This is a genomic window from Allobosea sp. P2_B12 (genome assembly GCF_056404835.1).
The window spans coordinates 214,157-239,750 of sequence record NZ_JBFUDG010000006.1 but is presented as its reverse complement, the minus strand read 5'-3'; the positions used below and the strand labels follow the sequence as shown (position 1 = coordinate 239,750).

Below are 25,594 nucleotides of genomic sequence, written 5' to 3'. Positions count from 1 at the left end.
GATGAGGGCTGACGAGATCCATAGACCATCACGCCGCCGGCGCGTCGAACTCGTCGGAGCGGAAGTCGCGGGCGAGCTTGTCCAGCACGGCGTTGATCATGCCGATCTCCTCGCCCTCGTAGAAGGCCCGCGCCACCGCGACATATTCGGAGATCACGGCACGCGCCGGCACATCCTTGCGGAAACCCAGCTCATAGGCCCCGGCTCGAAGGATTGCGCGGACGACAGCCTCGACCCGCTTCAGCGGCCAGCCCGAAGCCAGCGTGTCATCGACCGAGCGATCGACTAGGCGCTGTTCGCGCACGACACCGCCGAGCAGGTCACGGAAGAAGGCGATCTCGGCCTTGGGGAGGTCGATGTCCTCGACCTGCTTGCCGATCCAGTGCGCCTCGAACTCGGCCATGGCCTCGACCACGCCGCGTCCGCCGATCTCCATCTCGTAGAGCGCCTGCACCACGGAGAGCCGCGCGCCGCGCCGCAATTCGGCCCGGCTCACTTCGATTGCTCCCCGAGCGAGCGCTTATAGCGCAGCACGGCGAGCGCCGCCTCGGCCGCGCCGCCACCCTTGTCCATCTCTGAACGGTTGGCGCGGGCCCAAGCCTGCGCCTCGGTCTCGACGGTGAGGATGCCATTGCCGAGCGGCAGGGCAAAGGCGACGGAAATATCCATCAGCGCGCGCGAGCTTTCGCCGGCGACGATATCGTAATGGCCGGTCTCGCCGCGGATGACGGTGCCAAGCGCGATGACCGCCTCGTAAGGGTCGACGGCCTCGTCGGCCGCGCGCATGCCGATGATGATCGCCGAGGGGATTTCGAGCGCACCGGGCACGGTGACGACATCGACGCGGCAGTCGGCTTTGTCGAGCACGGCGAGCGCACCTTCGAGCAGTTCGTCGGCGAGTTTGTCGTAGAAGCGCGCCTCGACCACGAGCACGCGCGCGCCGTCCAGCGGGACGGCAGGAGTTGCGGCCTGTTCAGCCGAGATCTGCCGGGGTCCGGCCATGGTTCTTGTCCTTGTCTAAAGTATGAGGGCGCTGGTTAGACCTAGCCGCGCGCCTCCGCAAGCCGCGCGGCATAGCGGGCCATCAGATCGACCTCGACATGGACCGGATCGCCCTCCTTGCGCTGCCCCCAAGTGGTGACGGCGAAGGAATGCGGGATCAGCAGCACGGTGAAGACGTCGTCCTCGACCGTGTTGACCGTCAGCGAGGTGCCGTCGAGGCAGATCGAGCCCTTGGCGGCGATGAAGCGCGGCAGACCTTCCGGCGCGCGGATGTGGAAGCGCGCCGTCGCGCCCCAGGGCTCGTCGGGATCGGGCGCGATCGGCTCGATCTTCAGGATGGTGCCGACGCCATCGACATGGCCGGTAACGAGATGGCCGCCGAGTTCGTCGCCGACCTTGAGCGAGCGTTCGAGGTTGATGGCAGTGCCCGGCTCCCAGGCGCCGACTTCAGTCTTCGACAGCGTCTCGGCGGCCGCCTCGACCTGGAAGATGCAGCCGGGCTGCCCATCCTCGCGCGGCCGCAGCGCCGTCACCGTCAGGCAGACGCCGCCGCAGGCGATCGACGCGCCGATCTCGATGCCGGCCGCCTCAAAGGGGCTGGCGATGGCGAGCCGCTTCAGGCTCGGCCCCTTGCGCTCGGCCTCCACGACTTTGCCGATGGCGGTGACGATGCCGGTGAACATCAGATGGTCCTCACGAAATGCTCGAAACGGTCGTGACCGATCAGCCCGATCTCGGCAAGGGCGTAGAGATCGGGATCGGCGAGCAATGCGGCAAGGGCCGGGCGCACGGCAACAATGCCGGCCTGCCCCAGCGCATTCGGCGAGGTCGAGACGATCACCTCGTCGAGCAGGCCGGCCTGAGCGAGCTTTTCCGCAACGGTCGGGCCACCTTCGGAGAAAATCCGCGTGAGGCCGCGCGTGCCGAGCAATTGCAGCGCTTCCGCGAGATCGAGATGGCCGTCAGCATCGGCCGAGACGCGCATCACCTCGACGCCGGCCGCGACCAGTTCCAGCTCGCGCTTGACCGGTGCAGCCTCGGTGGTGATGACCCAGACCGGGACCTCGGCTGCGGTTTTGACGAGTTGTGACGTCCGCGGCAGGCGCAATTGCGAATCCAGCACGATCCGGATCGGCGAGCGCTGGGCCATGCCGGGCAGGCGCACGGTCAGAAGCGGGTCGTCGGCAAGCACCGAGCCGATGCCGAGCATGATCGCATCGTGATGGGCACGCTGGAGATGGACCCAGCCGCCAGCCGCCGGGCATGAAACCGCTAGCCGTGCACCGCCCGGCCCACCGGCATAGCCATCAGCGGTGCGTGCAACCTTGAAGGTCACCATCGGCCGCCCTTGCGTGACGCGCAGCACATAGCCGCGATGAATGCGCTGCGCCTCTCGTTCGAGCACGCCGGTCGTGACCGCGATGCCCGCCGTTCGCAGCAGCGCGAAGCCGAGCCCCCTGAACCGCGGGTTGGGATCGGCCATCGCCGCAACCACCCGCCTGACGCCGGCGAGGATGGTGCGTTCGACGCAAGGCGTCGCAGCCCGGATCGTGCGGTGCGAGCAGGGTTCGAGGGTGACGTAGAGCGTGCCGCCGGCCGCGGCGTTAGGGGCGCCGCGATCGAAGGCATTGGCTTCGCCATGGGGCCGGCCGCCGGGCTGGGTGTGGCCACGCGCGACGATGACCGGGCCGTCGGCCGTGTCCTGGGTTACGATCGCGCCGACGCAGGGGTTCGTGCCGGTCGTGCCCTGCCCGCGCGCGCCGAAATCCAGCGCCTGCCGCATGAAGGCGGTATCGATCGCGGCCTCCCGCCGCCCGATCTCAGTCACGGGTCGGTGCGGGGCGGGCTTTCGCCCTCCTCCTCATCGGCGCTGAGCTGGCCGAGAAGCTCCTCGAAGTCGCGGGCCTCGCGGAAGTTCTTGTAGACCGAGGCGAAGCGGACATAGGCGACGTCGTCGAGGGCCTTCAGCCCCTCCATCACCAGTTCGCCGATGGCCGAGCTCGCGATCTCGGCCTCGCCGGAGCTTTCGAGCTGGCGCACGATGCCGTTGACCATGCGCTCGATGCGCTCGGGCGCGACCGCGCGCTTGCGCAGCGCGACCTCGATCGAGGTCTGGAGCTTGTCGCGATCGAAGACGGTGCGCCGGCCGGAGCGCTTGACCACCGTCAGCTCGCGCAGCTGCACGCGCTCGAAGGTGGTGAAGCGACCGCCACAATCGGGGCAGACGCGCCGGCGCCGGATCGAGGCGGAATCGTCGGTCGGGCGCGAATCCTTCACCTGCGTGTCGAGGGAGCCGCAATAGGGGCAGCGCATCATGCGTATCCTTGGACCAGCCTGCGGGACGATGCCGTCGGGCGCTTCATTGCCTCAAGCTCCCTGTCGCCGGCCAGCGAAAAAGATTCCCGGCACCTTGAACCCCGGCGCGCCTCGCGACGACCAACCCGCAGATTTCCGCACTCGACGAAGTCGAGCTTCTACCATGGCAGATGGCCGGGGCAATGTGGGCAACGCCTCGGCGGGCAAGCCTTCGGCCGGCTCGTCACTCGACTGACGCACCCCCTCGCCAGGCACGACAGCTGCCCCGAGCAAAGACGAACAGGACGCGCACCATGTCAGACGACGCCGGGAGTCCAGCCGATGCCTTCGGTGGCTTGGTCCTGCTGGCCTTCGACCTGCTCGATTCCGAGATCCATCGGTCGCCAGAACGCCTGATCCAGACCTTCAAGAGCCCGACGCTGCTGCAGGCAGCCGAGAAGGCGATGCTGGACTTCGCCAAATCGCGCGGTCCGTTCGCGACCTCGCAACTGACGCCCGAGGAAATCAACAAGCTCCAGTCCTCCGTCGTCGACGGCGTGCGCTCGGCTGCGACCGACGCCTATCTCAAGCAGATCAAGGCGTCGTCCAAATTCAAGGCGCTGGAAACCCAGCTCAAGAATTTCGAGGAGGCGGCAAAGTCGTCCGCGATCGGCGTCTGGGTCGACCACAACAAGGGCATCCTCTACGTCGTCGGCGCGGTGCTGACGGTCGGAGCCGGCGTCGCCCTCTACATCACCAAGCCGACCGGCCCGGCCTACAAGATGGGCATCAGGGAGCTGGAGAAACTCAAATTCGAGGTGCTCAAGGTCGGTGCCCTGAAGCTCGGCGTCGGCGGCGTCGTCTTCGACCCCACGGCCGATCGCTATGGCGGCAAGGTCACCGGCAAGCTCGAATGGGAGCAGCTCAAGATCGATCTGTCGCTGCAGATCGTCGCCACGGTCGGGAAAGCGACCGAAGTCAACGGCGAAGTCGCGGTGAAGTATGGTGTCATCAGCGTGAGCGGCTTCATGAAGCAGGACCTCATGAAGCCCAAGGTCGACCTCACCCTGAGGGTCGGCGCCAACAAGGATCGCTTTGGATTATCCGTCGCCGCCCATCTCAAGGACGACAACATCACCGGCAGCGCCTCGGCCTCCTACAAGCTCAACGAGAGCCTGAAGCTGGGCGTCGACCTCAGCCGCCAGAACCGGGCCGACATGAACAACCAGACGGAGAACCTGATCATGTTCCAGCTCAAGGGCACGTTCCCCTGAGCTGGAAACCGTCAGTACGCCTCAATAGATCGGGAAGCGCCCGGTCAGCTCGTGCGCCTTGGCCTTGACGGCCTGCTCGACGGCGGCATTGCCCTCCTCGCCATTGGCTGCGAGCCCGTCCAGAACCTCGGCGATCAGCTCGCCGACCTTCTTGAACTCGGCGACGCCGAAGCCGCGCGAGGTCGCGGCCGGCGTGCCGAGCCGGATGCCCGAGGTCACCATCGGTTTCTCGGGGTCGAAGGGAATGCCGTTCTTGTTGCAGGTGATGTGGGCGCGGCCGAGCGCGATCTCGGCGGCCTTGCCGGTGACCTTCTTGGAGCGCAGGTCGACCAGCATCAGATGGTTGTCGGTGCCGCCGGTGACGAGGTCGAAGCCCTTGGTCTTGAGCGTTTCGGCCAAGGCCTTGGCATTCTCGACCACGGCGCGGGCATAGATCTTGAACTCCGGCTGCAGCGCCTCCTGGAAGGCGACGGCCTTGGCGGCGATAACATGCATCAGCGGCCCGCCCTGGATACCCGGGAAGATCGCCGAGTTGAACTTCTTCGCCAGCGCCTCGTCATTGGTCAGGATCATGCCGCCGCGCGGGCCGCGCAGCGTCTTGTGCGTGGTCGTGGTCGCGACATGGGCGTGCGGGAACGGCGAAGGATGGGCGCCACCGGCAACAAGGCCGGCGAAATGCGCCATGTCGACGAAGAGATAGGCGCCGACCTCGTCGGCAATCGCGCGGAAGCGGGCGAACTCCCAGTGCCGGGCATAGGCCGAGCCGCCGGCGACGATGACCTTGGGCTTGTGCTCGCGGGCGAGGCGTTCAAGCGCGTCGTAGTCGATCATCTGATCGACGACGCAGACGCCATAGGACACGACGTTGAACCATTTGCCGGACTGGTTGACCGGCGCGCCATGGGTTAGGTGCCCACCGGCGGCGAGATCGAGGCCCATGAAGGTGTCGCCGGGCTGCATCAGCGCCATGAACACGGCCTGGTTGGCCTGGCTGCCTGAGTTCGGCTGGACATTGGCGAAGCCGCAGCCGAACAGACGCGTGGCGCGCTCGATGGCAAGCTTCTCGGCGATGTCGACGAACTGGCAGCCGCCGTAGTAGCGCCGGCCCGGATAGCCCTCGGCGTATTTGTTGGTCATCACCGAGCCCTGCGCCTCTAGCACGGCGCGCGAGACGATGTTCTCCGATGCGATCAGCTCGATCTCGTCGCGCTGGCGACCGAGCTCGAGATCGATGGCGCGGGCGATCTCGGGATCGGCATCGGCGAGCGAGGCGGCGAAGAACGAGTTCGAAAGATGCGTCTGGGCGGCGGCGTCGGTCATGTCCGGCTCCTGCTGAAAAAGGCGGCCGCTCATGGCCCGACCCTGTCGCGGCGTCCCGTATCATGGGGTGGAAGTCTGTCCAAGCGATAGATGGACGCGGCCGACAGGATTGGCGGCCGCCGCTCGGTGGACTTCAACGCCGCGAGGCCGGCTTCAACCCTTGCGCCGCCTGCTTTCGCGACGGGCGATATGCGAGTGTGCCCCGCGTGGCCGACTTCAGGAGTCCGCGAAAGGTCGGGCATTCCAGATGCGTCGGCGCCGGACAGTCGGCGATATGGCGCAGCATATCGCGTAGCGAACCCAGATCGCGAATCTGGCGTTCGAGTTCGTCTGCCTTGGCGCGAAACCGGTCGCGGGGCAGATCAGCCCGGCCATTCCCGCCAAAGATGGCGGCGATCTCGACCAGCGAGAAGCCAGCCGCCTTGCCGAGGCCGATAAGCGACAGCTTCAACAGGACATCGGCATCGAATTGCCGGCGCAGGCCGCGCCGCCCGAGAGACTCGATCAGGCCGATGTCCTCGTAATAGCGCAGCGTCGAGGCCGGCACGCCCGAGCACCCGGCCACCTCGCCAATATCCAGCACAGGCATGCTTGACCTCAAGTTGACTTGAACTTGTACGGTCTCCCGAACGCTCGATTTTAGCAAGAGGGAGACCATGCAAAACCAGCAGAATACGACGCCGACACCGGTCTGGCGGGACCGGCGCGCCATCGCGCTCCTGATGGCGGCATCGCTGACGACGATGGCCAATGCCACGATCAGCCCGGCCCTGCCCGGGCTCGAGCACCTGTTCGCGGACGATCCGAATGCTGCGCTGCTGACGCGGCTGCTGGTGCCGGCACCGTCGCTCAGCGTGGCGCTCTGCGCGCCCTTCGCCGGGCTCCTGGCCGACCGATTCGGGCGACGCACGATGTTGCTATCAGGCATGTTGCTGTTCGGGATCGCCGGATGCGCCGGCCTTATCCTGCCCGACCTGCCGACGATCTTTGCCAGCCGCGTCGTGCTCGGCGTCGCGGTCGCCCTGATCATGACGGCGCAGACCGCCCTGATCGGCGACTATTTCACGGGCAGGGACCGAAACGCGCTGACGGGTCTGCAGATTTCGGCCCGCAATTTCGGCGGCCTGATTTTCATCTCGCTCGCAGGCTGGGTCGCGACGATCTCGCCGCGCCTGCCCTTCGCGATATACGGTCTCGCCGCCGCCTTCCTGCCGCTGATGTGGATCGCGATCGTCGATCCGGTCCGGCCGGTGCAGGCGGTCGCGGCCCATCCGGATGCTTCTGCGGCGGATCGCCCGTCCTGGCGGGTGCATCTCGCTCTGCTGATTCTCCTGCAGGGCGTCACCAACATGATCTTCTTCATCATGCCGACCCAGTTGGCGTTCTTCTTCAACGCGAAGGGCTACGACAGCGCGATGATGACGGGCACGGCTCTGGGCGCCCTGATGCTGACGGGCGGCGGTTTCGCGCTGCTCTATCCGCGGCTGCAGCGCGCAGTCGGCCATGCCGGCCTTTTTATCCTGGGCTATGCTGCGATGGCGCTCGGCTTCCTGATGCTGCCGCTGGCGACTGGCGCGCTTGCCTCCTTCGCGGCGACAGCGGCGATCGGCGCAGGCTACGCGCTGGTCTCGCCCGGCTTCATCGCGCTGGCATTGGGTCTCGCACCGACCCGGAACCGAGGGCTGGCGGGCGGTTTGCTGACCGCCTCGATCTTCATCGGCCAGTTCTGTTCGCCGCTCCTGAGTACGCCTGTGGTCATCGGCTACGGCTTCGACGCGCTGTTCCACGGCACCGCCCTGCTGCTTGCGACGATGACGGTCGCCGCGGCAGTGGCGGGAGCTGCAATCTGGCAGCGCCGGCACGCCGCCCGCGCCTCGCAGCGTGTGCCGGCGTCGCGCTGAGCGGCGGCCTCCAGCACCTTCACCACCTCGGCAAAGGTGCGGCAGTGCATCGGGGTGCTATCGACATCGCTTTGTTGCACGGTGCGGGCGATATGATCGGGCGACGGGAGGAGCGACGCGCCATGGAAGACCAAACCGAAACCTGGCCTCCGACGCGCCGATCGCCGCTTCACATCTTCTTGGAGAGTGGTGCCGCCGGTGGCGTGCTGCTGTTTGTCGCCGCGGCCAACGCGCTGGTCATCGCGAATTCACCGCTCGGGATCGCCTATTTCGCGATTCTTTCGGCGAAAATCGCCGGGCTGAGCGTCCAGCACTGGATCAATGACGGGCTGATGGCGGTGTTCTTCCTGGTCGTCGGCCTGGAGATCAAGCGGGAGTTCGTCGAAGGCCAGCTCGCGACCTGGACGCGCCGCGCCCTGCCCGCCATCGCGGCGCTCGGCGGCATGGTCGCGCCGGCCGCGATCTATGTCGCGCTCAACCTGAACGATCCTGCGACGCTGCGCGGCTGGGCGATTCCCGCCGCCACGGACATCGCTTTCGCGCTCGGTGTGCTGGCTCTGCTGGGCTCGCGCGTGCCGGTCTCGCTCAAGGTGTTCCTGACGGCGCTGGCGATTCTCGACGATCTCGGCGCGATCCTGATCATCGCGCTATTCTACTCCAGCGGGCTTTCGCTGCCGATGCTGGCCGGAGCCGCAGCCTGCATTGCTGTGCTGACGGCGCTCAACCTCGGCGGCGTCAAGCGGCTGGCGCCCTATCTCATGGTCGGCGCGGTGCTTTGGTTCTTCGTGCTGCAATCGGGCATCCACGCCACGCTGGCCGGCGTCGCCCTGGCGCTGACGATCCCTCTGCATGGCCGTGGCGCCGAGAGCGACGAGCCGGAGCATTCGCCGCTGCACCGGCTGGAGCACTGGCTTCACCCTTACGTCGCCTACGCCATCGTTCCGATCTTCGGCTTCGCCAATGCCGGCGTGTCGATTGCAAATATGTCGCCATCGCTGCTGCTGCAGCCCCTGCCGCTCGGCATCATGCTCGGGCTTTTCCTCGGCAAGCAGATCGGCGTGTTCGGCTTCGCCTGGCTTGCGGTGAAAGCCGGGCTCGGGACCATGCCGGCGAAAGCGACATGGGCGCAGCTCTACGGCGTCTCGCTGCTCTGCGGCATCGGCTTCACGATGAGCCTGTTCATCGGCGCGCTGGCCTTCGCCGGCAATGACGCGCTCGGCGACGCGACCAAGATCGGCGTGCTGGCCGGTTCTCTCGTCTCCGCGGTCGCTGGCTATGTCGCCCTGTTCGCGGGGGCCGGGCTGGTCAAGCCCGATGTCGCGGACATGGTCGCGCAAACCGCACGGCCCAAGCCGCGCCGATGAATACAAAAAGCCCCGGCCATTCCGGCCGGGGCTTTTGCGCTTGTTCTTTGTGGTTGTTCTGGCCGAGGCCCGGCGAACGCCCTCAGATATCAGACCTCAGATGTCCTGCTCGCCCTGCAGAGAGGCGACCGGCGCGGGTCCGAGGCCATCCTTGTTGTAGATGTCGTCGCGGAACTGCACGCCGCCATCGGGCGTCGCCCAGGCCGTGACATAGACCCAGTAGCACGGCACCGGATTGCTGATGCGAGCATTGATGCGCTCGCCCGAAGCGATGACCTGGTCGATCTTGGCGCGATCCCAGCCAGGCGTCTCCTTGAGCAGCCAGGCGATGTAGTCGCGCACGTTCTGGACGCGGATGCAGCCCGACGAAACGAAGCGGAAATCGTCGCCGAAGATGCCCTTGGCCGGGGTGTCGTGCATGTAGACGCCGTGCGGGCTCGGGATGTTGATGCGCACGAAGCCGAGCGAGTTGAACTCGCCGCCCGGATCCTGCCGGAAGGTGTAGCGTGTCGCCTCGTCGGAGTTCCAGTTGACGCGCTCGGGCGGGATCTCGCCGGCGGGGCCGATGATGCGGATCTTGCTCTCGGTCAGGTAACCGGGCTCCTTGCGCATCTTCGGGATCAGGTCCTTGCGGATGATCGAGGCCGGTACCGTCCAGGTCGGGTTGAAGTTGATCTCCGGGATCTTGGTCTGCAGCAGCGGCGACTGGCGGTCGATCTTGCCGACGCCGGCGGCATGGCGGGTCGCGACGACGCCACTCTCGACGGTCTCAACCATCGCGGCGGGAATGTTGGCGACGACATAGCGGCCGCCGAGATTGCCCGACCAGGAGCGCAGGCGGACGACATTGGTCTCGAGCTGGCGGATGCGGCGCTCGATGGGAACGTTCAGAGCGTTGACCGTGGCGCGGTTGATCGAGCCTGTGGTCGACAGGCCGACGCGGGCCTGGAAATTCCTGACGCCGGCTTCGACATAGGAATCGTAGACGTTGCTGTTGCCGGCATTGGCGTCGAGGTCGCCGGTGATGATCAGCCGCTGGCGCAGGGCCACGACGCCCGGACCACGCGTTCCGACGCCCATCTTCTCGCCGAGCTGCACGCTGGGCCAGCCGCCGCGAGCCGCCAGGTCGCGGTAAGCGACGATCGCGGCTTCCGTCGCCTGAAGCGATTCCGGCGAGAGCATCGGGGTATGGGAGCGTGCGACTGCGTTGCGTGCGCCCGAATCATAGCTCTGGCGCCATTCCGCCTGCTGGGCGAAGGCCGGCACGGCCGTGGTCGCAGCGGCGCCCGAAAGCAGCGCGAGTACTGTTTCACGGCGGGTCAGGCTCATCGTCGACATCGCTTCCCTCTTGAACTCGTCCGGCTGGTCCGGGCGCAAACAAACGCCGTAGGGACACGCCCCACCCGCTCCGCGGGTGGCGTCGTATCCAGGCGACGCTGCCGTAGCACGGTTAACGTCGCGTGATGAGAGCGGCGAATTTAGGGCATGGCGACGATCCTGCCCGTGCATGGCGGCTTGGCGCCGGCAGTGCGACACGAAAAGCACGGCGAAGCTCCCGGGCATGAGCCAGGGAGCTTTGCTGAGAGCCGGAAACCCTGAAGAGCGTCGCAGGCCTGCGGATTGGCAGGCCCAGGCGCCGTTTTCAGAGCTTGTAGCGGATCTGGTCGGTCCAGAAGCGCTCCAGGCGCAGCAGCGCGTTGTTCATGCGCTCGAAATCGTCGGCCGCGATGCCGCCGATCTGCTCGACCGTGCGGACGTGCTTGTCGTAGACGCCCTTCACGAGATTGTGCACTTCGGCGCCCTTCTCGGTCAGGCTGATGCGCACGGAACGACGGTCGATGCGCGACCGGGCATGATGGAGGTAGCCGAGCTCGACCAGCTTCTTGACGTTGTAGGAGACGTTCGAGCCGAGATAGTAGCCGCGCGTCCGCAGTTCGCTGGCGCTGAGCTCGGCATCGCCGATGTTGTAGAGCAGCAGGGCCTGAACGCTGTTGACGTCGTCACGGCCGCGCCGCTCGAACTCGTCCTTGATGACGTCGAGGAGGCGACGATGCAGCCGCTCGACGAGAGTGAGTGACTCCAGGTAGAGAGGCTTGACCTTGAGATCAGCTTCTTCAGACCTGTCGACAACCGAAGTCTTGACGCTCGCTTTCATGGTATATCCCGCCTGTTGACTGTCGGTCAGGATTGTTCTCCCGATCCGCTTCTGAGAAACACCATAGGCCGGCCGGATGAAAACGAGTTTAAATATCAGGATGAATCGGAGATTTACCCCTTTGGGTGAATGCAAGGTGAAGCCAGAAACGCTTAAGCTAAAGCGTTTGTTACCGTGACTCGGCGCAATCGAGTGATGCGCCCGCTCAGGAGCCCTCGTTCTCCGCTGCCCATGTCGCCAGGAAATAGGTGAGGATGGCGGCGACGTAGGCGCCCACGAGCCATGTCGTCATCGGCAGCAGGCGCGGGAAGAAGAAGGCGAGCAGCAGCTGGCTGATCGCGGCCAGCAGCCAGAGCACGCCGCCCCAGGTCGAGGTCAGCCAGAGGCCGACGGCCGCGACGAGATCGATCACCGCGAAATAGACCGTGATCGCCTGGAAGGAGAGCAGGCGCGCCTCGAAAGGCGGCGCATCCTCACCGACCAGGCCAAAAATCACCGCCCAGGCGAGCAGGCCCTTGGCCATCCAGAGCACGGAAAGGATGCGCAGCATCCAGACCAGCATGGTGCGCCAGCGCGTCGAGGCTGTCTCGACTCCGCCGGAGGCGTCTTCGGACCGGGCACCGCGCAGGACGTCCCCATCTCCCCCGATGCCCAAGCTCAGGACTCCAGCATGAGTTCGTCAGCGCCCAGCGGCGCGAAATAGGCCTCGATCGCAGCGGCATCGAGCGCGTCGATCGTGGCCGGCTGCCATTGCGGCGCCTGGTCCTTGTCGATCAGCACCGCCCGTACGCCCTCATAGAAGTCATGGCCCTGGATGACGCGCGAGACGATGCGGTACTCCGTGCGCATCGCCTCCGCGAAATCCATCCCGGCGCCGCGCCGCATCTGCTCGAAGGCGATGGCCACACTGGTCGGCGACTTGACAGCGAGCGTCTGACGCAGCTTGCCGGCAAAGGCGCTGCCGCCGGCGGCGGCCCTGTCCAGGCGCGCCAGCAATTCGGGCAGGTTCGCGGCGCCGAAGCACTCCGCGACGGTCGCCCGATCGGCGGCGAGCTTCTGCGGGCCGGGGTCGAGGGCGAAGCCGGCAAGAATATCGTCCAGCGCCTCGCGCCGCGTCAGCGCATCCGCCAGTTCCGCCATGCGCGCGCTCGGAACGGCATGGGTGGCCAGCCCGATGGCCAGCGCATCCGCCGCCCCGACGCGGTCCCCGGTCAAGGCGAGGTAGACGCCCGTCGCGTCCGGCAGTCGCGGCAGCGCATAGGTCGCCCCGACATCGGGGAAGAAGCCGATCGAGACCTCGGGCATGGCGAAAAGGTAGCGGTCGCCGGCAATGCGGTGGCTGCCATGCAGCGAGATGCCGACGCCGCCCCCCATGACGATGCCGTCGATCAGCGAGATATAGGGCTTGGGATAGTGCTTGATGCGAGCGTTGAGGACGTATTCCTCGCGCCAGAAACACAGCATGTTCGCATAGTCGCCGGCGCGACCCTGATCGTGCAGGACGCGAATGTCGCCGCCGGCACAGAAAGCCTTCTCGACTGCGCTGACCAGGACGACGCGCTCGATCTGCGGATCGTTCTCCCAGTCCTTGAGCGCGCGCATCAGCGACAGGACCATCGGCCGGTTCAGCGCGTTCAGCGCCTTGGGGCGATTGAGGATGACCATGCCGGCCGCCCCGCGCTGCTCGCAGGTGAAATAGGCCTCATCCGACATCCGGCATCCGTCCCCGATCGCTATGACGTGGCCGGTTCTGGGCTGTGGCGGCGGCGCTTGTCAACGCGGCACAGTTTGGCTCTCGGCCGCACGCTGCGGATCGGCATTGCGACCACACGCCTCTTTTGGAACTGTTCCGATGTGATAAGAGCTTAAGGCCGGCCCCGCTGGCACCCAAGATCCGGCATGGCCGGAAGCAACAGGCCGACGGAGGCATTCTTGGACACCCGGATCGTGCGGCCCTTCCCAACCCCGCAGGCACGCCAGGACACGGCCGCCCCCTCGCTCGGGCTTAGCAAGCGCATGCGCCGCAACCGCAAGGCGGAGTGGTCGCGCCGGCTGGTGCGTGAGACGCGGCTGAGCACGGACGACCTGATCTGGCCGATTTTCCTGATGGATTCGAGCGAGGCGCGCACGCCCGTCGACTGGATGCCGGGCGTGGACCGCCTCAACATCGACGAGGCGGTGCGCCAGAGCGCTCATGCGGCTTCGCTGGGCATCCCGGCGATCGCGCCCTTCCCCTTCGTCGAGAAATCGCTGCGCGACCCGACCGGCTCGGAAGCGCTGAACGCGCGCAACCTGATGTGCCGGGCGGTCAGGGCGATCAAGGCCGAGGTGCCGCAGATCGGCATCATCTGCGATGCCGCGCTCGACCCCTACACCTCGCATGGCCATGACGGCGTGATGGACGGCGAGCGCATCCTGAACGACGCCAGCGTCGCGATCCTGGTGCAGCAGGCGCTGGCGCTGGCCGATGCAGGCGCCGACGTGATCGCGCCCTCGGACATGATGGACGGCCGCGTCGGGGCGATCCGCGCCGCACTCGATGCGTTGGGCCATGAAGACGTGCAGATCATGGCCTATGCCGTGAAATACGCCTCGGCCTTCTACGGGCCGTTCCGCGACGCGATCGGCACCAACGCGACGCTGATCGGCGACAAGCGCACCTATCAGATGGACCCGGCCAATTCCGACGAGGCCATCGCCGAAGTCGCGCTCGATCTCGAGGAGGGCGCCGACATGGTGATGATCAAGCCCGGCCTGCCCTATCTCGACATCGTCGCGCGGGTGAAGGACCATTTCCGGGTGCCGACCTTCGCCTACCAGGTGTCAGGCGAATACGCGATGATTGTGGCGGCCGCCCGCAATGGCTGGCTCGACGGCGACCGGGCGATGATGGAAAGCCTGACCGCCTTCAAGCGCGCCGGCGCCGACGGCGTGCTGACCTATTTCGCGCCGCAGGTGGCGCAGTTGCTGAAGGCCGCGGGCTGAGCTCTGCCAAGGCGGCATCCAGGATAACCGTCATGGTCGGGCCTGTTCCGACCATCCACGTCTTGGGGCGTCGAGCGCTTCGACGAAGACGTGGATGCTCGCCACAAGGGCGAGCATGACGAGGCGGAGCGACCTCGTGTTCCATAGCGTGTCCTTGCGCGCTACCGTCGCGCAACATGCGCCCTCTCCTACCGACCATCCTGCTCGTTCTGACACTCGCCTCCTGCGGCGAGAGCTTCGACACAGACCAGACACGGCTCTGCCGGCAAGCGATCCCCGCGCTCAACCCGCCAGCGGCCTCGATTGCGATCGATCGCGTGCAGGACGGCGCACGCCCCAACACCCTGAGCATCGGCTACAGTGTCTCGACACCGGGCGGCCCGGCCAGGCGGCGCAGCGTCGACTGCCTGTTCGCTGGGGAGGGCCAGGCACTGACGCGCGGCGCGCTGATCGGCATCGCCGCCGACGGACGCCCGATGAGCGATGCGAGCTTCTACCTGCTGCGGCGCTTCTACCTGGAGAATCGCGAGGAGCCGCCGCCCGATCCCGGCGCCTCGTCGACCGAGGCCCTGCCGGAGCTTGCGCCGGCGCTGGCCTATGGGCTGCAGCAGGGGCTGAGCGCCCTGCCCTCGGCCGCGATCTACGCCTTGCTCGCCTGTGCCTATGCGCTGATCTACGGGCTGACCGGGCGGATCATCCTGAGCTTCGGCGAGTTTGCCGCGCTGGGGGCGGCGTCGGCGGTGGTCGGCGCGGCGCTGCTGGTTTCGGTTGCGGCCGCGACACCGGCGACCGGCCTCGTCGCCGCCTTCGTCGTGGCGATCCTCGTCTGCGCGCTACATGGCTTCGCCATGGGCCGCTTCGTGCTGCGCCCGCTCGAAAGGCGCTTTCGCGACGATACGCTCGGCCGTCAGGTTCCGGGCCAGCAGGTGCTGATCGCGACGATCGGGCTTGCCATCGCGCTGTCGGAATATCTGCGGTTGATGCAGGGCGCCGATCTGCGCTGGCTGCCGCCGGTCTTCAACGAGCCTCTGGCCGTCGCGCGCGCCGGCAGCTTCATCGTCACCGTCACACCGATAGGGCTTGCGGTCGCGGTGGCGGGGTTTGCGGTGACGCTTGGTCTCGTCCTGCTGATCGCCCGCTCGGCCTATGGCCGCGCCTGGCGCGCGGTCTCCGACGATGCCCGTACCGCCGCGCTGTTCGGCGTCGATGCCCGGGCCGTGCACGACAAGGCCTTGATCCTGGCCTGCGCGGCAAGCGGCATGGCCGGCGTTATCGTCACCGCCGTCTATGGCGGCATGGGCTTTGCCGGCGGCTTCTCGCTCGGGCTGAAGGCGCTGGTGGGCTCGATCCTCGGAGGCATCGGCTCGCCCGCTGGTGCCGCGCTCGGCGGGCTTTGCATCGCGCTGTTCGAAGTGCTCTGGTCGTCGACGATGCCGATCGAACAACGCGACATCGCCGTCTATGCGATCCTGGCCGTGGTGCTGATCCTGCGCCCCGGCGGGTTCTTCGGCGACGGCGCGCTGGCGCCGCGTCAGGTCTGACCTTTACCCAACGAGAGCCCAGCCATGAGCGAGCCCTTCGCGATCACGCCCGAGGATGTCGAGGAGGCGGCGCGGCGCATCGAGGGCCATGTCCTGCGCACCCCGCTGGTACCGGCACCGCGCCTCTCCGAACTGACCGGCGCGACCGTCATGGTCAAGCACGAGAACATGCAGGCCACCGCCTCCTTCAAGGAGCGCGGTGCGGTCAACAAGCTGCTGACGCTCGATGATGACGAGCGCGAGCGCGGCGTCATTGCGATGTCGGCGGGCAACCATGCCCAGGCCGTCGCCTATCACGCCCGACGCTTCGGCATTCCCGCGACGATCGTGATGCCCGAGACGACACCGCTGGTGAAGGTCGAGAATACGCGCAGCCATGGCGCCCGCGTCGTGCTGCATGGCGAGACGCTCTACGAATCGGCGCAGAGGGCGCGCGAACTGGCGCAGGCCGAGGAACTCGCCTTCGTCCACCCTTACGACGACCCCGCCGTGATGGCCGGCCAGGGCACGATCGCCCGGGAGATGCTCGACGACGATCCCGACCTCGACGTGCTGATCATTCCGCTCGGCGGCGGCGGGCTGATGGCCGGCAATGCTGTGGCGGCCAAGGCGCTGAAGCCCGGCATCGAGTTGATCGGTGTGGAGGCGGCGCTCTACCCTTCCTTCTTCAATGCCGTGAACGCGGAGGACCTGGCGATCGGCGGGGCGACGCTGGCGGAGGGCATCGCGGTCAAGACCGTCGGCGTCCAGACGCTGCCGATCGTCTCCAGCCTGGTCTCCGATATCGTGCTCGTCGGCGAGGACCTGATCGAGCGCGCCGTCTACGCCTATGCCAGTCTCCAGCACAGTCTCGCGGAGGGTGCGGGCGCCGCCGGCCTCGCCGCCATGCTGAAGGAGCCGGGGCGCTATGCCGGGCGCAAGGTCGGGCTCGTGCTCTGCGGCGGCAATATCGACACACGGCTGCTGGCGGCGATCATGGTGCGCGAACTCGAACGCGAGGACCGCATCGTCGCCTTCCGCCTGACCACCAGCGACCGGCCGGGCCTGCTCGGCAAGGTGGCCAGTCTGCTCGGCGAGCAGGGCGCCAATATCCTCGAGGTCAGCCATGGCCGGCTCTTCCTCGACGTGCCGGCCAAGGGCGTGACGCTCGACGTCACGGTCGAGACCCGCGGCGGGGCGCATGCGCAGGCGATCGAGACCGCGCTGCGCGACGGCGGATTTTCGCCGCATCGTGTCTTGCCGCGCGGCCTTGCGGAACCGGGGCGCTGACCAGACATTAAGGAGGCGGGCGGCGAAGCCCGATCATGACAGGATCCGACACCCAGATGACCGACCAACGCTACAGCCAGCCTCCGATCGTCGCGGCCGGCAGCCGCCCCGTCCAGGACGTCAGCGGCGTGCTCGGCTCACGCATCTTCGCCTGGATCGGCGACATCGTCGTGCTGTTCATCCTGGGTTCGCTGATCTGGTTCGCGCTGTTCCTGCTCGGCATCGTGACCTTCGGCGCGACCTGGCTGCTGATCCCGATCGCCACCGTCGCGACCGCCCTCGGCTACGCCGCCATCACCATCGGCGGCCCCCGCCAGGCGACGCTCGGCATGCGCATGGCGGGCCTGCGGGTCGAAACCGCGAATGGCGGGCGTCCGGACGGACTGGCCGCAGCGGTGCATGCGCTGCTGTTTTATGTCGCCGCCGGCACGGTCGGCCTGTGGCTGCTCGACATTCTCTGCGGCATCGTCCGCAGCGACCGGCGCCTGGGCCACGATCTGCTGACCGGACTGGTCGTGGTGCGCGCCTGAGCGCGACGGCGCTTGTTGCCGCCGCCGCTGCTGCTACACTGGACGGCGAAGCCGTTTCCGGAGCGAACCGAACGTGACGCGCCCGTTGCGGGATGCCCCGCAATTCTATCTGACGTCGCCGACCACGTGCCCCTATCTGCCGGGGCGCGAGGAGCGCAAGGTGTTCACGCATCTCGTCGGCGGGCGGGCGCGCGACCTGAACGACGTGCTGAGCCAGGGTGGCTTCCGGCGCTCCCAGAGCATCGCCTACCGCCCGGCTTGCGAGACCTGCCGCGCCTGCATCTCGGTGCGCGTCGTGGTCGATGATTTCCGGCCGTCGCGCAGCTTCAGGAAGGTCATGTCGTACAACAGCGACCTGATCGGCGAGACCCTGCCGCCGCGGCCGCGATCCGAGCATTACTCGCTGTTTCGGTCCTATCTCGACGAGCGCCACCCGGAGGGCGGCATGGCGACGATGTCGGCGCTCGATTTCGCGATGATGGTCGAGGACACCCATGTCGAGACGGCGCTGATCGAATACCGCCGGCGCGGGCCCGACAGCGGCTTTACCGGCCGGGGTCAGGGCGATCTCTTCGCGATGGCCCTGACCGACACGCTGAGCGACGGGCTCTCGATGGTCTATTCGGTGTTCGATCCGTCGCTGGAAGCGCGCTCTCTCGGCACCTTCATGGTGCTCGATCACATCGAGCGGGCACGGCGGCTGAGGCTGCCTTACGTCTATCTCGGCTACTGGGTCGAGGGCTCGCCGAAGATGGCCTACAAGGCGCGTTTCCAGCCGCAGGAGCGCCTGCTGCCGCAGGGCTGGGAGCGCGTCGGCTGAAGCCGCCGCCCGAGGCCGATGCCCGGCGGCGCTCATGACGATGCATCATGTGGCATTAGATTTTGTTCACGTCATTGCGGGAGAATGGTTGCAGGGCCACGCTCGTTGGCCACAGTCGATCAGGCCTCGCGCAAGCGAAACCTGCTACAGCAAAGGCTCGGGGGCGTCATGCTGCACTCCTTGTTCAAACTCGCTGCAGAGACCTCGTCGGATGCACGGCGGAGGCTGCTGCATGCCGTTACGGACCTGTTCTTCTACGATCCCGAGCCCACGGGAATGTCGAAGCATCACTATGGCGAGATCGCGCTGCGGGCGCTACCGCATCTCGATGCCGAGGCGCGCCAGGGCTATGCCGACGAGGTCGCAGCCGAGCCGAACCTGCCGCGCAGCGTCGCCAATGCGCTGGCCGGCGACGCCGAGAGCGTGGTCGCGCGCCTGGTGCTGCGCCTGTCGCCGGTGCTGACCGATCGCGACCTCGCCGCCATCGCGCTCAACCAGTCGCAGGAACATCTCGCCGCTATCGCCGAGCGCGTCCGCCTGTCGGAGGGCATCACTGACATCCTGGTCGAACGTGGTGACAACGATGTGCTGAAGACGGTCGGCGGCAATGAAGGCGCGGCCTTCTCCGAGGAGGGCTTCGACCGCCTGCTGGAGCGCGGGCGGGAAGAGCCTGCGATTCCGCGGACCGTCGCCATCCGCTCCGATCTGAGCGAAGGGCGGGCCGAGCGCGTCATGCGCATGCTGGTCGAACTCGGCGAGGACGACGATCTCGCTCTCCGGCCCGAGAGCGAGGCGTCCGCCATTGCGCGGCAGGCACGCCGGCAGCGGCTCGAGGTGAGCCAGCTTCTCCAGGATCTGAAGTCGAAGGCGCGCGTCGTCGACGAGGTCCTGATCATGCTCGCGGAAGAGGACCGCGCATACCATCTCGCCCAGGTTATCGCCCGCGCCTCCGATATCGGCGTCGAACAGGCGCTGCGTGCCCTGCTCCGACGCGATGTCAGCGGCATCGCACTGGCCTGCCGCGCGCTCGATGTCGGGTTTCCGGCTTTTGCCACGATCCTCGGCCTGCGCTCGCGCCGCCTGATGTTCGCCAACAAGGACATCGAGGAGGATCTGCGCCGTTACGCCGAGATCGACATGAGCGCGGCGGAGCGCGGCATGCGTTTCATCCGGATCAAGGCAAAGGTCGCCTGAGGACTTTGCACCCGACCGGATCGGCTGCGCGGCAGATTGGACAGACCCATTCCGTCCCGCACGAATTCGCCGTTCTCCCGGATCACGCACGGTCATCTTAAGGTTCGGGCAAGCGCTGTCGCATAAGCTGCGCAGATACTTTCTGTGTGGACCACATTATGCTCAGTTCATTGACCCGGATGCCCGCAGACATGTCGTCGGATTCCCGCCGGCAATTGCTCAACGCCGTCACCGATCTGTTTCTGCTGGACGAGGCTCCCAGCGAGGCCTCGCAGGCCCATTACGGCGATATCGCCGTGCGCTCGCTACCCCATCTCGAAACCGGCGATCGGCGCGACTATGCCGAACGCGTCTCCGCAACGCCGACGCTTCCGCGCGACGTCGCCGTGACCCTGGCCTCGGACCCGGACTCGGATGTCGCGCGCCTCGTGCTGAAGCTTTCACCGGTCCTGACCGACACCGATCTCGCGGCCATCGCGGTCAGCCAGTCGCAAAACCACCTCATGGCCATCGCCGAGCGCGTGCGGTTGTCCGAAAGCGTGACAGACATCCTCGTCGAGCGCGGCGACCGCAACGTTCTGCAAACGGTCAGCGTCAATGAAGGCGCAAGCCTGTCGGAGAAGGGCTTCGACCGGCTGATGGAGCGCGGCGCTGGCGACGCCGGCATCAACCTCGCGCTCTCGACGCGCTCCGACCTGACGCCCGACCGGGCCGAGCGGGTGATGCGCATCGTCGAACAACTGAGCGACGAGGGCGGCCTCTGGTCCAAGCCCAGCAGCGAAGCCCTAACGCTGGCCCGGCAGGCGCGCCATCAGCGCCTCGAGGTCAAGCTGCTCCTGGCCGATCTGGCCGCCGGAACGCGCCCGCTGGACGAAATCGTCACGATGCTCGCCGAGGAGGACCGCGCCTTCCACCTCGCATTGATCTTCGCGCAGGCCGCCAGCCTGAGCACGGAACAGGCGCTGCGGGTGTTGATGCAGCGCGACGCGAGCGGCATTGCCGTGACCTGCCGAGCGCTGGGCCTGGGCGCGCCCGCCTTCGAGGCGCTCCTGACGCTGCGCGGTCGCCGCCTCATCTTCGCCAAGGACCGGGTCAAGGACGACCTGAAGAGCTATGAAGCGCTCGATCCGGCGACGGCCGAGCGGACGATGCGCTTCCTGAAGCTCAAGACCAAGCTCGCCTGAGCACGGTGCGCGCCACAAATCCGCGACATTCGCACGACCTCATGCTAGCGTGACGGGGTTCGGTGCGTGCATCCCATGTGCGAACCGGCGGCGAGGATGGCTTTCGACGTGAGATTTCCGCTTCTTTCCGGCGCAATCCTGTCCAGCGCATTCTGCGCGGCAGCGCTGTTTGCGGGCGACGCCAGGGCGCAATCCTGGCTGCCCTTCACCGGCTTCGCGCCCCTGCCCTCCTTTGCCTGGTCGGAGCCGACGCTCGCGCCCAAATGGGATGGCTCCTATGCCCGCATCTCGACGGGCTTCCAGGTCAGCAGCTCGCGGCGCATGGGAACCAGCGCCGGCCCGACCTTCGGGCTGGAAGCCGGGACGATGCGGCAGGAAGGCAATGTCGTCTACGGCATCGTCGGGGCGCTTGAATACGCACCGGCCCTGGGCGGCTACGGCACGCCGGGCTTCGGCCAGGCCGGCTATACCCGCGATTTCGCCGGCGCCTTCCAGGTCAAGGCCGGCGTGCTGGTGACGCCCGACGTACTCGTCTACACCAAGCTCGGCATGTCCGCCGCCAACGAGACCATGCGCTTCGGCGCAACACCGTGGTCGACACCGTTCTCGCGCAGCGACATCCGGGTGCGGCCGGAAGCCCGCGCCGGCATCGAATGGGCCGTGACCAACAATCTCACGCTCGGACTGGAAGTCGGCGTCGTCGGCGAGGCGATCCGCTGAGAGGTTGATTCAGGCGGCTGAGGGATTGATTCCGGCGACCCGCCTAAATCGTTGATGACACACGTCATACTCGGGTTTGACCCGAGTATGACGGCGTGCGCCCTACCCTCCGAACTTGTTGTTCTTCGGGAAGCCCTTGGGCGGCAGGCGTCCGGCTTCGCCGCGATGGCCGAGCCATTCCATCAGCTCGCCTTGCGCCACCGTCCAGGTCCGGCCCGAGGTGTCGCGCCAGGTCAGGCCGTCCGCCAGCTTGAAGACCTTGGCGTCGGAGACGCCGCCATCCTTGTAGCGCTGCAGGCGCACACCCTTGCCGCGGCCCATCTCGGCGACTTCCGAGAGAGGGAAGCAGACCAGCTTGCGGTTCTGGCCGATGATCGCGACATGGTCGCCTTCGGCCGGCGTGGCGAGAAGAGCCTCGACCGGCATGTCGACATTCAGCACTTGCCGGCCCTTGCGGGTGTTGGCGACGATATCGTCGGTCGGCGCGACGAAGCCGCGACCGTCGGTCGTCACCATCAGCAGTTTCAGGCCCGGCCGGTAGGGGAACGCGGCGACGATCTCGGCATGCTCTTCCAGCTCGATCATCAGCCGGATCGGATCGCCGAACCCGCGGCCGCCGGGCAGCTTCGCCGCCTCCAGCGTGAAGACCTTGCCGTTCGAGGCGAGCACCAGGACCTTTGCGGTCGTCTCGGTGAAGAAGGCCGTGCGTAGCCCGTCATCTCCCTTGAAGGTCAGCGTCGACTGGTCCTGGACATGGCCCTTGAGCGCCCTGATCCAGCCCTTCTTGGAGATCACCACCGTGACTGGTTCGCGCTCGACCATCGCCTGCGCCAGGTCGATATCGGTCGTGTCGGGCATGTCGGCGAAGGTCGTGCGGCGCTTGCCGATCACCGTTTCCGGGCCAAAGAGCTTCTTCACCTGCCGGATATCGTGCTGGATCAGCTTCCACTGCACCGACTCGGAAGCGAGCAACTCCTCGATCTGGCCCTTCTCGACGGTCAGTTCGTCGAGCTCGGTCTTGAGCGCCATCTCCTCGAGCTTGCGCAGGGCGCGCAGGCGGGTGTCGAGGATGGCATTGGCCTGGATTTCGGTCAGCTCGAAGAAGCGCATCAGCTCGATCTTCGGCTCATCCTCCTCGCGGATGATCTTGATGACCCGGTCGAGGTCGAGATAGACGATCAGCAGGCCGCGCAGAATCTCCAGCCGCTTCTCGATCTGGCCCAGACGGAAGCGCGAGCGGCGCAGCAGCACGTCGCGGCGGTGGTCGAGCCAGGCCCGCAGCGCCTCGTTCAGGCCGAGAACGCGCGGCACCAGCCCGCCGGTCAGCACGTTCATGTTCATCGAGATGCGCGCTTCCAGCTCAGTCAGCCGGAACAGCGATTCCATCATCAGCGTCGCATCGACCGTGCGGGCGCGGGGTTCGATGACGACGCGGATGTCCTCCGCCGATTCGTCGCGGATGTCGGCGACCAGCGGCAGCTTCTTCTCGTTGAAGAGCTCGGCGATCTTCTCGATCAGCCGCCCCTTCTGGACCATGTAGGGAATCTCGGTGACGATCACGACCCAGGTGCCGCGGCCGAGATCCTCGACATGCCAGCGCGCGCGGGTGCGGAAGGCGCCGCGCCCGGTCCGATAGGTCTCGGCCATCGAGGCCCGGCTCTCGACGACGATGCCTCCGGTCGGAAAGTCCGGCCCCTGCACGAAGGTCATCAGTTGCTCGGACGACGTCTCCGGGTGCTGGATCAGGTAGAGCGCCGCGTCGCAGAGTTCGGCGGCGTTGTGGGGCGGGATCGATGTCGCCATGCCGACAGCGATGCCCTGCGAGCCATTGGCCAGCAGGTTCGGGAAGGCGGCGGGAAGAACGATCGGCTCCTCGTCTTCGCCATTATAGGTTTCGCGGAAATCGACCGCGTCCTCGTCGATGCCGTCGAGCAGGAGCCGCGCGACCTCGGTCATCCGGGCTTCGGTGTAGCGGTAGGCGGCGGCGTTATCGCCGTCGATATTGCCGAAATTGCCCTGCCCGTCGACGAGCGGATAGCGCTGGGCGAAATCCTGCGCGAGGCGCACCAGCGCGTCATAGACCGACTGGTCGCCATGGGGATGGAATTTGCCGATCACATCGCCGACGATGCGGGCGCATTTCTTGTGGACCTGGCCGGGATCGAGCCGCAGCAGCCGCATCGCATGCAGGATGCGACGGTGGACGGGCTTCAGCCCGTCGCGCGCATCGGGCAGCGCGCGGTGCATGATCGTGGAGAGCGCATAGGCGAGATAGCGCTCCTCGAGCGCCGATTTCAGATCGATGCGCTCGGATTCGTCCTCCGGTGGCGGATCGACCGGCTTCCCCATGGCTTGCTTACCCCGCTCACGAAATTCTGCGTGCTCTATCGCACGACGCGAATCGCCCCGCTAGAACGATGGCCGGGCCTATCCCCATGTGCAATCGATCCGCACGCGCCCTGGACCGACGGAGAACCGCATGACGAGCCATGATCGCAGCGCGGACCACGCACCCTGCGCCCTGACGGGGCGCTCGCTGCCGAAACGCGAGCTTGTCAGTCTCGACGCGCTGCGCCCGGCGCTGGTCGACGCGATCCGGCAGGATCATCCCGACCTGCCGGCGCATGCGCTGATCGCGCAGGACCAGATCGCGCTCTACCGCTCCCGCTATGTCAACGCCATGCTGGCGAGCGAGCGCGGCGAGCTTGGCGATCTCGACCGGCAGGTGGCGGAAAGCCTCGCCCGCTCCGAGCTGATCACCAGCAACACCGATGACGAGATCGACCGCGACCGCACCTTCGGCCAGCGCCTGGCCGACAAGGTCGCGTCTTTTGGGGGAAGCTGGGCCTTCCTGATCTCGTTTGGCGTCGTCATCGCCTTCTGGATGGCGATCAACATCGCAGGCGCGACCAGCTTCGACCCCTACCCCTTCATCCTGCTCAACCTGCTGTTGTCCTGCCTCGCCGCCGTGCAGGCCCCGGTCATCATGATGAGCCAGCAGCGCCAGGAATCGAAGGACCGCGCCCGCTCGCGCAACGACTACCAGATCAACCTCAAGGCGGAGCTGGAGATCCGGCATCTGCACGAGAAGATGGACCATCTGGTCAACCGGCAATGGCAGCGGCTGGCCGAGATCCAGGAGGTCCAGATCGAGCTGCTGCAGGAACTGCGCAGCGCTCAGACCTCGGACGCCAAGGATGCCCGCGCCGCGATCTCGACCAGCCGCGCCCGCTCGGGCGGCTCGGCCAAGCCGCGCGGCTCGAAGACGTGACGGCGAAGGAAATAGCCTGTGAGGGCGAAGCCTGCCGCGAGATCGGCAGGCGTTGGCTGTCGGGCGCCCTGCCCTTCGCTCAGAAAAGGCGGCAGCGCCAGCAGCCGGTCGCGATAAGGCTCAGCCTCCTTGCGGCTGACCGCCTTGCCCGATTTCGGAGAGACATGGCTGAGATCATCGGGCGAGCCGGTGACGGCGCAGCGCGCGAGGTCCAGCCCGAAGCCGAGTTCGGCCAGCATCGCCACCTCGAAGCGGATCACCAGCGCCGGCGCCAGGCTGGGTTCGTGCAGATGCTCGACCATCACGGCCAGCGCCTCGTGCAGGCCGGGATGCGGATCGCGTTCGGGCAACAGCCGCAGCAGGCCTGAGATGGTCGCGAGCCCATAGAGTGCGACCGGCACCTCGATCAGCCTTGCCGCATGCGAGGCCAAAAGCTCGACCCTGTATTCGCCGAGATGCTCGTCGAGCCTGGCCCGCCAGGTCAGGGAGACGGCGTTGCCCGGCTGGAGCACCGGCTGCTGCTTGGAGGAGCGACCGCCGCGCACCAGGCCGAGATGGCGGCCATGGTCCCGCGTCATTGCTTCCAGGATCACGGCGCTCTCGCCATGCCTGCGGACTCCGATGATCGTGGCCTCGTCGCTCCATTCCATCGGATGGGTTTAGGGCAGGAATTGGCAGGGCGAAACAGCGGGGCACGTCATGATCGGGCTTGACCCGACCATCTCGGAAACCAGTGCCTTCTCGTCATGAGATTCTCGGGTCTGCGTGG

The 25,594-nt window shown here is 66.8% G+C and carries 25 protein-coding genes; 12 read left to right on the top strand and 13 right to left on the bottom strand.

Annotated elements, in window-relative coordinates:
* Nucleotides 1-28: 28 nt before the first annotated feature.
* Genes nusB through nrdR form a run of 5 tightly spaced genes read right to left on the bottom strand, consistent with a single transcriptional unit; the run spans nucleotide 29 to nucleotide 3,315 of the window.
* The gene (nusB, locus tag AC1DYU_RS16575) at nucleotides 29-496 is read right to left on the bottom strand and encodes a transcription antitermination factor NusB (RefSeq protein ID WP_158485100.1); all 468 of its coding nucleotides are present in this window, start codon (nucleotides 494-496) and stop codon (nucleotides 29-31) included.
* A complete protein-coding gene (ribH, locus tag AC1DYU_RS16570; RefSeq protein ID WP_476792581.1) occupies nucleotides 493-1,002 on the bottom strand; it encodes a 6,7-dimethyl-8-ribityllumazine synthase in 510 nt (169 codons plus the stop codon). The genes nusB and ribH overlap by 4 nt, the downstream gene beginning before the upstream one ends.
* 41 nt (nucleotides 1,003-1,043) lie before the next feature.
* Nucleotides 1,044-1,685, bottom strand: coding sequence for a riboflavin synthase (locus AC1DYU_RS16565; RefSeq protein ID WP_476792580.1), 642 nt, complete (start codon nucleotides 1,683-1,685; stop codon nucleotides 1,044-1,046).
* Entirely contained in the window at nucleotides 1,685-2,830 is a 1,146-nt protein-coding gene (gene ribD / locus AC1DYU_RS16560; RefSeq protein ID WP_476792579.1) for a bifunctional diaminohydroxyphosphoribosylaminopyrimidine deaminase/5-amino-6-(5-phosphoribosylamino)uracil reductase RibD, read from the bottom strand. Before ribD ends, AC1DYU_RS16565 begins: the two co-directional genes overlap by 1 nt.
* A complete protein-coding gene (gene nrdR / locus AC1DYU_RS16555) occupies nucleotides 2,827-3,315 on the bottom strand; it encodes a transcriptional regulator NrdR (RefSeq protein WP_476792705.1) in 489 nt (162 codons plus the stop codon). The genes ribD and nrdR overlap by 4 nt, the downstream gene beginning before the upstream one ends.
* Nucleotides 3,316-3,611: 296 nt before the next feature.
* Here nrdR and AC1DYU_RS16550 point away from each other — a divergent pair, with 296 nt between their 5' ends.
* Nucleotides 3,612-4,571 carry a hypothetical protein gene (locus AC1DYU_RS16550; RefSeq protein ID WP_476792578.1) on the top strand — a complete coding sequence of 320 codons (960 nt, stop codon included), beginning with the start codon at nucleotides 3,612-3,614 and terminating at the stop codon, nucleotides 4,569-4,571.
* Between the two features lie 21 nt (nucleotides 4,572-4,592).
* On the opposite strand, the gene glyA is transcribed toward AC1DYU_RS16550, so the two are convergent.
* Complete coding sequence (gene glyA / locus AC1DYU_RS16545) at nucleotides 4,593-5,891, bottom strand: serine hydroxymethyltransferase (RefSeq protein ID WP_476792577.1); 1,299 nt, start codon at nucleotides 5,889-5,891, stop codon at nucleotides 4,593-4,595.
* A gap of 133 nt (nucleotides 5,892-6,024) precedes the next feature.
* Nucleotides 6,025-6,480 (bottom strand): helix-turn-helix domain-containing protein, encoded by a 456-nt coding sequence (locus AC1DYU_RS16540; protein WP_158485143.1) that lies wholly within the window; start codon nucleotides 6,478-6,480, stop codon nucleotides 6,025-6,027.
* A gap of 67 nt (nucleotides 6,481-6,547) precedes the next feature.
* Between AC1DYU_RS16540 and AC1DYU_RS16535 the strand changes: the two genes are divergently transcribed.
* Both AC1DYU_RS16535 and nhaA read left to right on the top strand, forming a co-directional pair.
* Nucleotides 6,548-7,792, top strand: a complete 1,245-nt coding sequence (locus tag AC1DYU_RS16535) for an MFS transporter (RefSeq protein ID WP_476792576.1) — start codon at nucleotides 6,548-6,550, stop codon at nucleotides 7,790-7,792.
* Nucleotides 7,793-7,914: 122 nt separating this feature from the next.
* Nucleotides 7,915-9,156 (top strand): Na+/H+ antiporter NhaA, encoded by a 1,242-nt coding sequence (gene nhaA / locus AC1DYU_RS16530; protein WP_476792575.1) that lies wholly within the window; start codon nucleotides 7,915-7,917, stop codon nucleotides 9,154-9,156.
* A gap of 96 nt (nucleotides 9,157-9,252) precedes the next feature.
* On the opposite strand, the gene AC1DYU_RS16525 is transcribed toward nhaA, so the two are convergent.
* The 4 genes from AC1DYU_RS16525 to AC1DYU_RS16510 all read right to left on the bottom strand — a co-directional run bounded on the left by AC1DYU_RS16525 (nucleotide 9,253) and on the right by AC1DYU_RS16510 (nucleotide 13,024).
* On the bottom strand, nucleotides 9,253-10,494 hold the full coding sequence (locus tag AC1DYU_RS16525) for a L,D-transpeptidase family protein (RefSeq protein WP_476792574.1): 1,242 nt from the start codon (nucleotides 10,492-10,494) through the stop codon (nucleotides 9,253-9,255).
* 304 nt (nucleotides 10,495-10,798) lie between these two features.
* Complete coding sequence (ldtR, locus tag AC1DYU_RS16520; protein WP_158485108.1) at nucleotides 10,799-11,311, bottom strand: transcriptional regulator LdtR; 513 nt, start codon at nucleotides 11,309-11,311, stop codon at nucleotides 10,799-10,801.
* Between the two features lie 205 nt (nucleotides 11,312-11,516).
* Complete coding sequence (locus AC1DYU_RS16515; RefSeq protein WP_158485109.1) at nucleotides 11,517-11,966, bottom strand: DUF6163 family protein; 450 nt, start codon at nucleotides 11,964-11,966, stop codon at nucleotides 11,517-11,519.
* 2 nt (nucleotides 11,967-11,968) lie between these two features.
* Nucleotides 11,969-13,024 carry an enoyl-CoA hydratase/isomerase family protein gene (locus tag AC1DYU_RS16510; RefSeq protein WP_476792573.1) on the bottom strand — a complete coding sequence of 352 codons (1,056 nt, stop codon included), beginning with the start codon at nucleotides 13,022-13,024 and terminating at the stop codon, nucleotides 11,969-11,971.
* 219 nt (nucleotides 13,025-13,243) lie between these two features.
* Here AC1DYU_RS16510 and hemB point away from each other — a divergent pair, with 219 nt between their 5' ends.
* From hemB to AC1DYU_RS16470, 8 genes are all read left to right on the top strand, one after another.
* Nucleotides 13,244-14,296 carry a porphobilinogen synthase gene (gene hemB, locus AC1DYU_RS16505; protein WP_476792572.1) on the top strand — a complete coding sequence of 351 codons (1,053 nt, stop codon included), beginning with the start codon at nucleotides 13,244-13,246 and terminating at the stop codon, nucleotides 14,294-14,296.
* A 176-nt stretch (nucleotides 14,297-14,472) separates the two neighbouring features.
* Nucleotides 14,473-15,837: a branched-chain amino acid ABC transporter permease gene (locus AC1DYU_RS16500; protein WP_476792571.1), complete on the top strand. Its 1,365-nt coding sequence runs from the start codon at nucleotides 14,473-14,475 to the stop codon at nucleotides 15,835-15,837.
* Between the two features lie 24 nt (nucleotides 15,838-15,861).
* Entirely contained in the window at nucleotides 15,862-17,106 is a 1,245-nt protein-coding gene (locus AC1DYU_RS16495) for a threonine ammonia-lyase (protein WP_476792570.1), read from the top strand.
* 35 nt (nucleotides 17,107-17,141) lie between these two features.
* Nucleotides 17,142-17,636, top strand: a complete 495-nt coding sequence (locus tag AC1DYU_RS16490; protein WP_476792569.1) for an RDD family protein — start codon at nucleotides 17,142-17,144, stop codon at nucleotides 17,634-17,636.
* A gap of 73 nt (nucleotides 17,637-17,709) precedes the next feature.
* The gene (locus AC1DYU_RS16485; protein WP_158485115.1) at nucleotides 17,710-18,456 is read left to right on the top strand and encodes an arginyltransferase; all 747 of its coding nucleotides are present in this window, start codon (nucleotides 17,710-17,712) and stop codon (nucleotides 18,454-18,456) included.
* 168 nt (nucleotides 18,457-18,624) lie between these two features.
* Nucleotides 18,625-19,650, top strand: coding sequence for a DUF2336 domain-containing protein (locus AC1DYU_RS16480; RefSeq protein ID WP_476792568.1), 1,026 nt, complete (start codon nucleotides 18,625-18,627; stop codon nucleotides 19,648-19,650).
* A gap of 191 nt (nucleotides 19,651-19,841) precedes the next feature.
* On the top strand, nucleotides 19,842-20,834 hold the full coding sequence (locus AC1DYU_RS16475) for a DUF2336 domain-containing protein (protein WP_476792567.1): 993 nt from the start codon (nucleotides 19,842-19,844) through the stop codon (nucleotides 20,832-20,834).
* 108 nt (nucleotides 20,835-20,942) lie between these two features.
* Complete coding sequence (locus AC1DYU_RS16470) at nucleotides 20,943-21,554, top strand: outer membrane protein (protein WP_476792566.1); 612 nt, start codon at nucleotides 20,943-20,945, stop codon at nucleotides 21,552-21,554.
* Between the two features lie 102 nt (nucleotides 21,555-21,656).
* On the opposite strand, the gene parC is transcribed toward AC1DYU_RS16470, so the two are convergent.
* On the bottom strand, nucleotides 21,657-23,903 hold the full coding sequence (gene parC / locus AC1DYU_RS16465; RefSeq protein WP_476792565.1) for a DNA topoisomerase IV subunit A: 2,247 nt from the start codon (nucleotides 23,901-23,903) through the stop codon (nucleotides 21,657-21,659).
* A 130-nt stretch (nucleotides 23,904-24,033) separates the two neighbouring features.
* Between parC and AC1DYU_RS16460 the strand changes: the two genes are divergently transcribed.
* A complete protein-coding gene (locus AC1DYU_RS16460) occupies nucleotides 24,034-24,825 on the top strand; it encodes a DUF1003 domain-containing protein (protein WP_476792564.1) in 792 nt (263 codons plus the stop codon).
* On the opposite strand, the gene recO is transcribed toward AC1DYU_RS16460, so the two are convergent.
* Nucleotides 24,732-25,475, bottom strand: a complete 744-nt coding sequence (recO, locus tag AC1DYU_RS16455; RefSeq protein WP_476792563.1) for a DNA repair protein RecO — start codon at nucleotides 25,473-25,475, stop codon at nucleotides 24,732-24,734. The genes AC1DYU_RS16460 and recO overlap by 94 nt on opposite strands.
* Between the last annotated feature and the right edge of the window lie 119 nt (nucleotides 25,476-25,594).

Coding starts and splice junctions, on each gene's coding strand:
- ribH (WP_476792581.1), bottom strand. CDS start 1,002: ATGGCCGGACCCCGGCAGATCTCGGCTGAACAGGCCGCAACTCCTGCC.
- AC1DYU_RS16565 (WP_476792580.1), bottom strand. CDS start 1,685: ATGTTCACCGGCATCGTCACCGCCATCGGCAAAGTCGTGGAGGCCGAG.
- nrdR (WP_476792705.1), bottom strand. CDS start 3,315: ATGCGCTGCCCCTATTGCGGCTCCCTCGACACGCAGGTGAAGGATTCG.
- AC1DYU_RS16550 (WP_476792578.1), top strand. CDS start 3,612: ATGTCAGACGACGCCGGGAGTCCAGCCGATGCCTTCGGTGGCTTGGTC.
- glyA (WP_476792577.1), bottom strand. CDS start 5,891: ATGACCGACGCCGCCGCCCAGACGCATCTTTCGAACTCGTTCTTCGCC.
- AC1DYU_RS16540 (WP_158485143.1), bottom strand. CDS start 6,480: ATGCCTGTGCTGGATATTGGCGAGGTGGCCGGGTGCTCGGGCGTGCCG.
- AC1DYU_RS16535 (WP_476792576.1), top strand. CDS start 6,548: ATGCAAAACCAGCAGAATACGACGCCGACACCGGTCTGGCGGGACCGG.
- nhaA (WP_476792575.1), top strand. CDS start 7,915: ATGGAAGACCAAACCGAAACCTGGCCTCCGACGCGCCGATCGCCGCTT.
- AC1DYU_RS16525 (WP_476792574.1), bottom strand. CDS start 10,494: ATGTCGACGATGAGCCTGACCCGCCGTGAAACAGTACTCGCGCTGCTT.
- ldtR (WP_158485108.1), bottom strand. CDS start 11,311: ATGAAAGCGAGCGTCAAGACTTCGGTTGTCGACAGGTCTGAAGAAGCT.
- AC1DYU_RS16510 (WP_476792573.1), bottom strand. CDS start 13,024: ATGTCGGATGAGGCCTATTTCACCTGCGAGCAGCGCGGGGCGGCCGGC.
- AC1DYU_RS16500 (WP_476792571.1), top strand. CDS start 14,473: ATGCGCCCTCTCCTACCGACCATCCTGCTCGTTCTGACACTCGCCTCC.
- AC1DYU_RS16495 (WP_476792570.1), top strand. CDS start 15,862: ATGAGCGAGCCCTTCGCGATCACGCCCGAGGATGTCGAGGAGGCGGCG.
- AC1DYU_RS16490 (WP_476792569.1), top strand. CDS start 17,142: ATGACAGGATCCGACACCCAGATGACCGACCAACGCTACAGCCAGCCT.
- AC1DYU_RS16480 (WP_476792568.1), top strand. CDS start 18,625: ATGCTGCACTCCTTGTTCAAACTCGCTGCAGAGACCTCGTCGGATGCA.
- AC1DYU_RS16475 (WP_476792567.1), top strand. CDS start 19,842: ATGTCGTCGGATTCCCGCCGGCAATTGCTCAACGCCGTCACCGATCTG.
- parC (WP_476792565.1), bottom strand. CDS start 23,903: ATGGGGAAGCCGGTCGATCCGCCACCGGAGGACGAATCCGAGCGCATC.
- AC1DYU_RS16460 (WP_476792564.1), top strand. CDS start 24,034: ATGACGAGCCATGATCGCAGCGCGGACCACGCACCCTGCGCCCTGACG.
- recO (WP_476792563.1), bottom strand. CDS start 25,475: ATGGAATGGAGCGACGAGGCCACGATCATCGGAGTCCGCAGGCATGGC.